Below are 11,524 nucleotides of genomic sequence, written 5' to 3'. Positions count from 1 at the left end.
GCTGCCAAACTTTCGTTTGCAGTGACGACATTAAATACAACAAAAGTTGGTGTGTTGTGGCTGTTTATGGTATAAAGCGCGCCGGCGAACCGCACTCTCTTCCCAGACAAGTTCTGGCTAGAAAGCGTTGTTTAGTCGAGTAATACCAATCGCACTCATATGTGTAAATAACACACACGTGTCGACACATACGCCGGGGTGCCCTAAAGTTTTTGATTATCATCAATCGCTTATGGGGTCGGCGTTATGGGACACGTGGAGGCATAACCCCAACTGATACTATAGAGGTTTTAATCATGGCAACTGTTTCCATGCGCGACATGCTCCAGGCCGGTGTTCACTTCGGTCACCAGACCCGTTACTGGAACCCGAAAATGAAGCCTTTCATCTTCGGCGCACGTAACAAAGTTCACATCATCAACCTGGAAAAAACCGTACCATTGTTCAACGAAGCTCTGGCTGAATTGAAAAAGATCTCTTCCCGTAAAGGTAAGATCTTGTTCGTTGGTACTAAACGCGCAGCAAGCGAAGCGGTAAAAGAAGCTGCCAACAACTGCGACCAGTTCTTCGTGAACCATCGCTGGTTGGGCGGGATGCTGACTAACTGGAAAACTGTTCGTCAGTCCATCAAACGTTTGAAAGATTTGGAAATCCAGTCTCAAGACGGCACCTTTGATAAGCTGACCAAGAAAGAAGCGCTGATGCGTACTCGTGAACTGAACAAGCTGGAAAACAGCCTGGGCGGTATCAAAGACATGGGCGGTTTACCAGACGCACTGTTCGTTGTTGATGCTGATCACGAACACATCGCTATCAAAGAAGCTAACAACCTGGGTATCCCGGTATTCTCTATCGTTGATACCAACTCCGATCCAGATGGCGTTGACTTCATCATCCCTGGTAACGATGACGCAATCCGTGCAGTTAAACTGTACCTGAATGCTGTTGCTGATGCCGTCAAGGAAGGTCGTTCTCAAGATCTGGCCGTTCAAGCGGAAGAAAGCTTCGTAGAAGCTGAATAATAAGTCAGGCTCGTCGTGAGCCCTTATTAACCAGGTATTGAAATATGTTGGTTAGGGGGCCTTTTATAGGCCCCCTTTGCGTATCTAATGTGAGATCTTGTTTTCACAAGAGAACCGAGGAAATTGAAATGGTTGCTATTACCGCTGCTTTGGTAAAAGAACTGCGTGAGCGTACTGCCGCAGGCATGATGGAATGTAAAAAGGCGTTGGTTGAAGCTAACGGCGACATTGAGCTTGCCATCGACAATATGCGTAAATCTGGTCAGGCTAAAGCTGCCAAGAAAGCAGGCCGTATCGCTGCTGAAGGTATCATCCTGGCTAAAGTATCAGCCGACGGTAAATTCGGTGTGATTCTGGAACTGAACTGCGAAACTGACTTTGTTGCTAAAGATGCTGGCTTCAAAGCATTCGGCGAAGAAGTTATCAACGCAGCTCTGGCTGACAAAATCACTGATATCGACGTTCTGAAAGCTAAGTTTGAAGAACAACGCGCTAACCTGGTGGCTAAAATCGGTGAGAACATCAACATTCGTCGTGTTGCTGCTCTGGAAGGCGATGTTCTGGGTACTTACCTGCACGGCGCACGTATCGGTGTTATGGTTGCGGCAACTGGCGCTGATGAAGAGCTGGTTAAGCACATTGCTATGCACATTGCTGCAAGCAAGCCTGAATACGTTAAGCCAGAAGATGTTCCTGCTGAAGTTGTTGCTCGCGAGCACCAAATCCAGTTGGACATCGCTATCGAATCCGGCAAGCCACGTGAAATTGCTGAGAAGATGGTTGAAGGCCGTATGCGTAAGTTCACCGGCGAAGTTTCTCTGACTGGTCAGAACTTCGTTATGGACCCAAGCAAAACTGTTGGCGATCTGTTGAAAGAGAACAACGCTGACGTTGTAAACTTCATCCGCTTTGAAGTGGGCGAAGGCATTGAGAAAGTTGAGACTGACTTTGCTGCTGAAGTTGCAGCAATGAGCAAACAGTCTTAATGCTAAAAATGGAGCCGCCACCAGGCGGTTCCATTTTATCCATTCGATACCCGTTATACTTCAAGCTACAGGTGCGTCGACTGCCGCCGTTTACCTTGGTCACTTACTGATGTAAGTGTCTGGGAATTCGCTCAGTTATCGTCTCCCTGTCACTCGAATTATCCAGGGTATAAACTTGGTCAGGTCAGTTTTCAACGCCCCAAATTGCCTTGAAACCCTGACGGTCAGGTCTCCAATATTATTACTGCTGCTTAGGACAGAACACCATGGCAACCAATGCAAAACCCGTATATCAGCGTATCCTGCTTAAGCTTAGTGGCGAAGCCCTGCAAGGTGCAGAAGGTTTTGGTATCGACGCAAGCGTTTTGGATCGCATGGCTCAAGAAGTGAAAGAGCTGGTCGAATTGGGCATTCAGGTCGGTGTGGTGATTGGTGGTGGTAATTTGTTCCGCGGTGCCGGTTTGGCACAAGCTGGGATGAACCGCGTAGTGGGCGACCACATGGGAATGCTGGCTACCGTAATGAACGGCCTGGCAATGCGAGATGCACTGCACCGTGCCTATGTGAACGCCCGCCTGATGTCTGCTATTCCACTTAATGGTGTGTGTGATAATTACAGTTGGGCTGAAGCAATCAGCCTGCTGCGCCACAACCGTGTGGTTATTTTTGCTGCGGGTACGGGTAACCCATTCTTCACTACAGATTCAGCGGCTTGTCTGCGTGGTATCGAAATTGAAGCTGATGTTGTGTTGAAAGCAACAAAAGTCGATGGGGTTTACTCCGCAGATCCGGTGAAAAATCCTGACGCAACACTGTACGAGCAGTTAACCTATCAGGACGTTTTAGAGCGTGAGTTGAAAGTTATGGATCTGGCAGCCTTTACTTTGGCCCGTGATCACAACTTACCAATTCGTGTCTTTAACATGAATAAACCTGGCGCTTTACGTCGCGTGGTGATGGGTGAGAATGAAGGGACGCTGATCACTAAAGAAGTGGCAGCGGTAACTAAATAAGCGACTTCCCGTACTGTCAGGGGCATCTGGATTGAACGTTTGCCCCTCTAGCCAGCAACTGTTGGTTTATATATTCACCGGCTATACTTAAGTTATGGCCTGACAAGTAACCAGTTTTCAAGGGTTCACAACGTGATTAACGAAATTAGAAAAGATACCGAAGTACGCATGGAGAAATGCTTAGAAGTCTTCCAGAACCATATTAGTAAGATTCGTACTGGTCGCGCTTCTCCGAGCATTCTTGATGGCATTCAGGTTGAGTATTATGGCACCGCTACGCCATTGCGCCAGTTGGCTAACATCGTTGTTGAAGACTCCCGTACTCTGGCATTGACCGTCTTTGACCGCAGCCTGAGCGCCGCTGTTGAGAAAGCGATCATGACCTCTGATTTAGGTCTGAATCCTTCTTCTGCGGGCACTGTTATTCGCGTTCCACTGCCAGCATTAACTGAAGAGCGTCGTAAGGACTTGATTAAAGTTGTTCGCGCAGAAGCAGAGCAGGGCCGCGTCTCTATCCGTAACGTGCGTCGCGATGCAAACGAAAAAGTGAAAGCTTTGTTGAAAGATAAAGAGATCAGTGAAGATGAAGATCGTCGTTCTCAAGACGATATACAGAAGCTGACCGATGCTTTCATCAAGAAAGTTGATGCAGCATTGGCGGCCAAAGAAACCGAGTTGATGGATTTCTAATCTTCGCCGACAACTATTATAGCGTCGCTTAGGCGGCGCTTAGTTTTCGCTGGTTCAATATTTAATTAGATTGATGCCGCGCCTATCATAATACCCTAAATAATTCGAGTTGCAGGAAGGCGGCAATTGAGCGACAAATCGCTCGAAGACCGGTTTGAACAGCATTTATGCTAGCCCGCTGGGTGAGTCACAAAGAGACTCATTAATCTCCAAGAGCTTACACAGGTAAGTGGCTGGGGTGAACGAAAGTAGCTAACGTACATGCAGCTTGAAGTATGACGGGTGTAAACACAGTTATTCAGAGTACTCTCATGAAGCAACTGACTATTCTTGGTTCTACAGGCTCCATCGGCAACAGCACTCTGGGTGTTGTGCGCGCTAATCCCGAATTATTCAAAATCACCGCATTGGTTGCTGGTCGCAATGTCCACCAGATGGCGCAACAATGTCTCGAATTTGCCCCCCGTTATGCAGCTATGTCCGATGAAACCTCGGCTAAAGCGTTACGCCTGATATTGGCAGAAAATGGTTCACGAACTGAGGTTTATTCCGGTGAGAAAGCGGCGTGTGAACTGGCGGCGATAGACGATGTCGATCAGGTAATGGCTGCGATTGTCGGCGTCGCAGGGTTGCCTTCCACGCTGGGAGCTATCCGTGCGGGTAAACAAGTATTACTGGCTAACAAAGAGTCGCTGATTACCTGCGGTAAGCTTTTTATGGATGAAGTGAGGCACAGTCGTGCGCAATTGCTACCCATCGACAGCGAACATAATGCTATTTTTCAGAGTTTACCTGAAAAGGTTCAGTCTCAATTAGGCTATTCTTCACTGAGTGATAATGGTGTTTCCCGCATTATCTTAACAGGTTCTGGTGGCCCACTGCGCGAAACGCCATTAGTGCAATTCGCAGATGTCACTCCAGACCAGGCTTGCGCGCATCCAAACTGGTCTATGGGGCGTAAGATTTCGGTCGACTCTGCGACAATGATGAACAAAGGGCTAGAGTATATCGAGGCGCGCTGGTTATTTAACGCTAGCGCGGAACAGGTGGAGGTTATTTTACATCCTCAATCTGTCATTCATTCGATGGTGCGCTACCATGATGGCAGTGTATTGGCGCAGATGGGTACCCCAGATATGCGGACACCTATTGCGCATGCGATGGCGTACCCAATGCGCGTGAATTCAGGCGTTGCGCCGCTGGATTTCTGCAAAATACGCGAGCTGACTTTTGCTGAGCCGGATTATCAACGTTATCCCTGCCTGAAGCTGGCTATTGATGCTTCTAATGCAGGTCAGGCCGCAACCACAGCACTGAATGCCGCCAATGAAATTTCTGTCATGGCATTTTTAGATTCGAGAATTCGTTTCACCGACATTGCAGTCATTAATCGTATGGTTGTGGAGCAGTTATCATTACCAGAGCCAGCCAGTGTAGATGAGGTATTGGTGATTGACCGTAAAGCCCGTGATGCAGCCGTTCAGGCAATAGCAAAATTGAATAATTAAAAGCCTCGTAGGCTGATGTGGGAATTTGTTAGGGCAAGGCTGAGATGATATAGTCTGCACCGTCAATGGACAGATAGACTGTTGATTAGTGGCCCAATAGGTATTTAAACCGTCTATTTTGGCTGTCACTTAAGAAGCCGTGACTTGGTACACGGCTTTTTTTGTGCGCTTGCTGCCTAATGTTCGGGACGAACAACTGATTTATTGAGGAAATGAGTTCGCATTATGTCGTCTGTAAATGAAGATAGGGCTAACTTGTCACCCCTGACTCCACGCCATGTTGCTATCATCATGGATGGTAATGGGCGTTGGGCTAAAAAACAGGGTAAATTAAGGGTCTTCGGTCATAAAGCGGGAGTGAAATCAGTTCGTCGGGCGGTCAGTTTTGCTGCCACTCATCAGTTAGATGCACTCACGCTTTATGCTTTTAGCAGTGAAAACTGGAATCGCCCTGCACAAGAAGTCACCGCACTGATGGAACTTTTTGTTCGCGCGCTGGACAGCGAAGTAAAAAGTCTGCATAAACATAATGTTCGTTTATCGGTCATTGGTGATATCAGTCGATTTAGTGAACGTTTGCAGCAACGGATCCGTCGCTCAGAAGAGTTAACGGCAAATAATGACGGTCTGAAACTTAACATTGCTGCCAATTATGGTGGCCGTTGGGATATTATTCAGGGAGTGCGTCACTTAGCTGAGCAGGTACAGCGAGGAGAATTGCAACCTAAAGATATCTGTGAAGAGTCGCTAAACTCATATATCTGCCTACATGAACAATCTGAGGTAGATTTAGTGATCAGAACCGGTGGTGAACATCGCATCAGTAATTTCTTGTTATGGCAAATCGCCTATGCTGAACTTTACTTTACTGATGTACTCTGGCCTGATTTTGATGAACATGTCTTTGAAGGTGCGCTGAATGCATTTGCACAACGCGAGCGTCGCTTCGGGGGAACTACACCTATCGATGCCACTGCATCCTAGGGGGAACTTTTGCTGAAGTATCGTCTCATAACTGCTTTGATTTTGATTCCGGTTGTCATTGGTGCACTATTCCTGCTTCCGCCGGTTGGTTTTGCTATTGTCACTCTCGTCGTCTGTATGCTTGCGGCATGGGAGTGGGGGCAATTAGCCGGGTTTGCCAGTCGTTCTCAGCGTATTTGGTTGGCCATACTTTGTGGCTTTTTACTGATATCAATGCTGCTTAGCCTACCAGCGTACCAGCATTCAGCTCATCTTCCACAGGTGAGTGTGCCTCTCTGGCTCTCTATGGGGTGGTGGATTGCGGCATTACTGTTGGTACTGACCTATCCACGTTCTGCAGCGGTCTGGCGCGACTCACGTCTGTTACGTATAATTTTCGGCATTCTGACCATTGTCCCATTCTTCTGGGGTATGGTTGCACTGCGCCAGTATGGCTATGAACAAGATCACAATATCGGCGCCTGGTGGCTGCTGTATGTGATGCTCTTGGTGTGGGGAGCCGATTCTGGCGCTTACATGTTCGGCAAATTATTCGGTAAACATAAATTAGCGCCTAAAGTCTCACCGGGAAAAACGTGGGAAGGATTAATTGGCGGTTTACTGACATCAGCTCTGATATCATGGTTGTTTGGTCGATATGCTCCGTTGGATATCATCCCAGAAATACTGTTAATCTGTTCCGTGGTTGCGGCATTGGCCTCGGTACTCGGCGATTTGACCGAAAGTATGTTTAAACGTGAAGCGGGAATCAAAGACAGTGGTCATTTGATTCCTGGTCATGGTGGGATACTGGATCGTATCGATAGCCTGACCGCAGCTGTGCCGGTATTTGCCTGCTTAATGCTGTTAGTGTTTTAATCCGTCACTGACGGGGAGTTTAGGGAATATGATGAGCATACTCTGGAGCCTGGCCGCGTTTATTATCGCACTGGGGATCTTAATTACAGTGCATGAGTTCGGCCACTTTTGGGTGGCACGGCGCTGTGGTGTCCGTGTTGAACGCTTTTCGATTGGTTTTGGTAAAGCGCTATGGCGTCGGACTGATCGTCAGGGAACCGAGTATGTTATCGCCCTTATCCCGTTGGGCGGCTATGTTAAAATGTTGGATGAGCGCGTAGAGGCGGTTGCACCTGAATTTCGCCATCAATCTTTTAACAATAAAACAGTCTTACAACGTGCTGCAATCGTCAGTGCGGGGCCTATTGCCAATTTCCTTTTTGCTATTATTGCTTACTGGCTGGTGTTTATCATTGGCGTCCCAAGCGTGCGTCCGGTTGTGGGTGATATTTCGCCACAATCCATTGCTGCGCAAGCCAATATTTCTCCGGGAATGGAACTTAAGTCTGTCGATGGTATCGAAACGCCTGACTGGGATTCTGTTCGTTTGGCTTTAGTCAGCAAAATAGGTGACAAGCAAACGCAAGTCGGTGTTGCCCCATTTGGCTCTGCTAATGTGGTGCAAAAGACACTCGATTTGCGGCAGTGGCAATTTGAGCCTGATAAACAAGATCCTGTGGTTGCACTAGGCATTATCCCCCGCGGTCCGCAGATTGAATCTGTCTTGGCAGAAGTCCAGCCAGGGTCAGCGGCAGAAAAGGCGGGTTTACAAGCAGGGGATAGGGTAGTTAAAGTTAACGGGCAGTTGCTGGATCGTTGGCAAACATTTGTTTTACAAGTTCGAGATAACCCCGGTAAAGCGCTGGTGTTAGATATTGAAAGGGGCGGTACCCCCTTGTCTTTAACCTTGATACCAGATACAAAATCGGTTGGAGAAAACCGCAGTGAAGGTTTTGCGGGTGTAGTGCCGAAAGTTATACCGCTTCCGGATGAATATAAAACAATTCGCCAATATGGCCCGTTCACTGCACTCTACCAAGCTGGGGATAAAACCTGGCAGTTGATGCGGTTGACGGTAAACATGTTGGGTAAACTGATTACTGGTGATGTTAAGCTGAATAACTTGAGTGGCCCGATATCTATTGCACAAGGTGCTGGGGTTTCAGCTGAGTACGGGTTGGTGTATTACCTGATGTTTTTGGCACTGATCAGTGTCAACTTAGGGATTATCAATTTGTTCCCGTTACCGGTGTTAGATGGTGGACATCTGCTCTTCCTGGCGATAGAAAAGCTGAAGGGTGGGCCGGTTTCTGAGCGAGTACAAGACTTCAGTTATCGCATCGGCTCGATTTTGCTGGTGTTATTAATGGGGCTTGCACTTTTCAATGATTTCTCCCGTCTTTAACGGCAGGGGATAGGTTAGGAAGAACGCATAACAACGATGGCGATGAAAAAGTTGCTCATAGCGTCGCTGCTGTTTGGCAGCGCCACCGTATACGGTGCAGACGGGTTCGTAGTGAAAGATATTCATTTCGAAGGCCTGCAACGGGTCGCCGTCGGTGCGGCGTTACTTAATATGCCGGTTCGCGTAGGCGATACCGTCAGTGATGATGACATCGGTCAAACTATTCGTGCGTTGTTTGCTACAGGCAACTTCGAGGACGTCCGCGTCCTGCGCGATGGTGATACGCTGATTGTTCAAGTCAAAGAACGCCCAACGATTGCCAGCATCACTTTCTCCGGTAATAAAGCGGTGAAAGATGACATGCTTAAGCAGAACCTGGAAGCCTCTGGCGTCCGGGTTGGTGAAGCCTTGGACCGTACCACTATATCCAACATTGAAAAAGGACTCGAAGACTTCTACTACAGTGTGGGTAAGTACAGTGCTTCAGTGAAGGCTGTCGTTACGCCATTGCCACGTAATCGTGTCGATCTAAAACTGGTCTTTACTGAAGGTGTGTCTGCGAAAATTCAGCAGATCAACATTGTAGGTAACCACAGTTTCACAACGGATGAACTTATCTCACGTTTCCAATTGCGTGATGAAGTACCGTGGTGGAACGTGGTGGGTGATCGTAAATATCAGAAGCAGAAACTAGCGGGTGACCTTGAAACCTTACGCAGTTTCTATCTGGATCGTGGTTATGCCCGATTTAACATTGATTCAACCCAGGTGAGTTTGACGCCAGATAAAAAAGGTATCTACATCACTATCAATATTACTGAAGGCGACCAATACAAGCTTAACAGCGTGGTTGTGAGTGGTAATCTTGCGGGCCATCAATCTGAAGCGGATAAACTGACCAAGATTGAGCCAGGTGAACTGTTTAACGGCAGTAAAGTGACGCGCATGGAAGAAGACATCAAGAAGATGTTAGGCCGCTATGGCTATGCTTATCCGCGGGTCGTATCTCAGCCTGAAATTAACGATGCTGATAAAACAGTCAAACTGCATATCAATGTAGATGCGGGTAACCGTTTCTATGTCCGTAATGTCCGTTTCGAAGGCAATGACACTAGCAAAGACTCCGTATTGCGCCGTGAAATGCGTCAAATGGAAGGTGCATGGCTGGGTAATGACCAAGTTGAAGCCGGTAAAGAACGTTTGAACCGTTTAGGCTATTTCGAGACTGTTGATGTTGAAACTCAACGTGTCCCGGGGACGGCTGATCAGGTCGATGTGACTTACAAAGTTAAGGAACGAAACACCGGTAGCTTGAACTTTGGTATCGGTTACGGTACTGAAAGTGGTGTGAGCTTCCAGGTGGGTGTGCAGCAAGATAACTGGTTAGGTACGGGTAATACTGTTGGTATTAACGGTACGAAAAACGATTATCAGACTTATGCTGAGTTCACTTTAACCGACCCTTACTTCACCGTTGACGGTGTCAGTCTGGGCGGCCGTATCTTCTATAATGACTTTAAAGCAGATAACGCAGACCTGTCTGGCTATACCAATAGCAGCTACGGTGTTGACGGTACTTTAGGCTTCCCAATCAATGAAAATAACTCATTGCGTGTTGGCTTAGGTTACGTCCATAACGACCTGTCCGATATGGAGCCGCAAGTCGCAATGTGGCGCTATCTCGAATCTGTCGGCGAACGCCCAGGCTATACAGGCACAACTGGCTTTACTACTGATGACTTTACGCTGAATCTGGGTTGGACATATAACAACCTTGACCGTGGTTTCTTTCCAACGTCGGGTGTGAAATCATCGGTGAATACCAAAGTGACAGTACCTGGCTCAGATAATGAGTTCTATAAAGTGACATTCGATACATCAGCCTATCAGCCATTAGATGAAGACCGTTCATGGGTGCTGCTGGGTCGGGGTCGCTTGGGTTATGGTGGCGGCATTGGCTCGAAAGAAATGCCATTCTACGAGAACTTCTATGCCGGTGGTGCCAGCTCTGTTCGTGGTTTCCGTTCTAATAACATCGGTCCAAAAGCTGCGTACTATAATGCTGATGGGAGCATCAGAGATTCTACCGATGCTGTCGGTGGTAACGCCATGGCGGTGGCCAGTTTAGAGCTGATTACACCGACACCGTTTATTAGTGAGAAATACTCGAACTCTGTACGTACCTCGGTCTTTGTTGACGCCGGTACTGTATGGGATACCAATTGGGAAAATACTGCAGAAACACGAGCAGCAGGTATTCCTGATTACAGTAAAGCCAGCAATATTCGTGTCTCTGCCGGTGTGGCACTACAATGGATGTCTCCATTGGGGCCTTTAGTGTTCTCATATGCTAAACCGGTTAAAGATTACGAAGGTGATAAGTCAGAGCAATTCCAGTTTAACATTGGTAAAACTTGGTAATTGATTGGCAAAGTAGTTGCAAATTTTAAAGACAGCACTGGTAGTTGAAATAACCTAAGGTAGCGCTAATAAGTTTGGCGCTATTTTAGGCATTATTCAGTATTAAGTGCACTTCAAGGTGTCTCTGACACAAACAGGTAATGGTAAGGAGTTTATAGTGAAAAAGTGGTTGTGTGCCGCAGGTCTTGGTTTAGCATTGGCAGCTTCTGCCAGCGTTCAAGCCGCAGACAAAATTGCTATTGTTAACGTTTCCAGCATTTTCCAACAATTACCTGCGCGTGAAACCGTAGCTAAACAGCTGGAGAATGAATTCAAAGGCCGAGCAACCGAACTGCAAGGAATGGAGCGCGATCTGCAGACTAAAATGCAGAAACTGCAACGTGACGGTTCTACCATGAAAGCCAGTGATCGTACCAAACTGGAAAATGACGTAATGAAACAGCGTGAGACTTTCTCTACTAAAGCCCAGGCTTTTGAGCAAGATAATCGCCGTCGTCAGATGGAAGAGCGTAACAAAATCCTGAGCCGTATTCAGGATGCTGTGAAATCTGTTGCTAGCAAAGGCGGTTATGACGTGGTGATTGATGCAAATGCTGTTGCATATGCAGATCCTTCTAAAGATATCACTGCTGACGTGCTGAAACAGGTTAAATAAAAC

The 11,524-nt window shown here is 47.3% G+C and carries 10 protein-coding genes; all 10 read left to right on the top strand.

Annotated features, from left to right (window positions below):
* The first annotated feature begins 296 nt into the window (after positions 1 to 296).
* The 10 genes from rpsB (at position 297) to skp (ending at position 11,521) form a co-directional block, all read left to right on the top strand.
* Positions 297 to 1,022: a 30S ribosomal protein S2 gene (gene rpsB, locus FGL26_RS11125; protein WP_005164055.1), complete on the top strand. Its 726-nt coding sequence runs from the start codon at positions 297 to 299 to the stop codon at positions 1,020 to 1,022.
* Between the two features lie 128 nt (positions 1,023 to 1,150).
* The gene (gene tsf, locus FGL26_RS11120) at positions 1,151 to 2,008 is read left to right on the top strand and encodes a translation elongation factor Ts (RefSeq protein ID WP_005173227.1); all 858 of its coding nucleotides are present in this window, start codon (positions 1,151 to 1,153) and stop codon (positions 2,006 to 2,008) included.
* 266 nt (positions 2,009 to 2,274) lie between these two features.
* Positions 2,275 to 3,021, top strand: a complete 747-nt coding sequence (gene pyrH / locus FGL26_RS11115) for a UMP kinase (RefSeq protein ID WP_005164053.1) — start codon at positions 2,275 to 2,277, stop codon at positions 3,019 to 3,021.
* Positions 3,022 to 3,153: 132 nt separating this feature from the next.
* A complete protein-coding gene (frr, locus tag FGL26_RS11110; protein ID WP_005164052.1) occupies positions 3,154 to 3,711 on the top strand; it encodes a ribosome recycling factor in 558 nt (185 codons plus the stop codon).
* 311 nt (positions 3,712 to 4,022) lie between these two features.
* Positions 4,023 to 5,219: a 1-deoxy-D-xylulose-5-phosphate reductoisomerase gene (ispC, locus tag FGL26_RS11105; protein ID WP_005173225.1), complete on the top strand. Its 1,197-nt coding sequence runs from the start codon at positions 4,023 to 4,025 to the stop codon at positions 5,217 to 5,219.
* 225 nt (positions 5,220 to 5,444) lie between these two features.
* Positions 5,445 to 6,203 (top strand): (2E,6E)-farnesyl-diphosphate-specific ditrans,polycis-undecaprenyl-diphosphate synthase, encoded by a 759-nt coding sequence (gene ispU, locus FGL26_RS11100; protein ID WP_005173219.1) that lies wholly within the window; start codon positions 5,445 to 5,447, stop codon positions 6,201 to 6,203.
* 9 nt (positions 6,204 to 6,212) lie between these two features.
* Positions 6,213 to 7,061, top strand: a complete 849-nt coding sequence (gene cdsA, locus FGL26_RS11095; RefSeq protein ID WP_005173216.1) for a phosphatidate cytidylyltransferase — start codon at positions 6,213 to 6,215, stop codon at positions 7,059 to 7,061.
* 28 nt (positions 7,062 to 7,089) lie between these two features.
* Positions 7,090 to 8,445, top strand: coding sequence for a sigma E protease regulator RseP (gene rseP, locus FGL26_RS11090; RefSeq protein ID WP_005173211.1), 1,356 nt, complete (start codon positions 7,090 to 7,092; stop codon positions 8,443 to 8,445).
* A 36-nt stretch (positions 8,446 to 8,481) separates the two neighbouring features.
* The gene (bamA, locus tag FGL26_RS11085) at positions 8,482 to 10,866 is read left to right on the top strand and encodes an outer membrane protein assembly factor BamA (protein ID WP_005173202.1); all 2,385 of its coding nucleotides are present in this window, start codon (positions 8,482 to 8,484) and stop codon (positions 10,864 to 10,866) included.
* Between the two features lie 157 nt (positions 10,867 to 11,023).
* Positions 11,024 to 11,521, top strand: a complete 498-nt coding sequence (gene skp, locus FGL26_RS11080; protein WP_011816966.1) for a molecular chaperone Skp — start codon at positions 11,024 to 11,026, stop codon at positions 11,519 to 11,521.
* The last annotated feature ends 3 nt before the right edge of the window (positions 11,522 to 11,524 follow it).

Source organism: Yersinia enterocolitica subsp. enterocolitica (assembly GCF_901472495.1).
GTDB lineage: Bacteria > Pseudomonadota > Gammaproteobacteria > Enterobacterales > Enterobacteriaceae > Yersinia > Yersinia enterocolitica.
The sequence above is the reverse complement of the archived record's forward strand: the minus strand, read 5'-3'. Positions and strand labels throughout refer to the sequence as shown.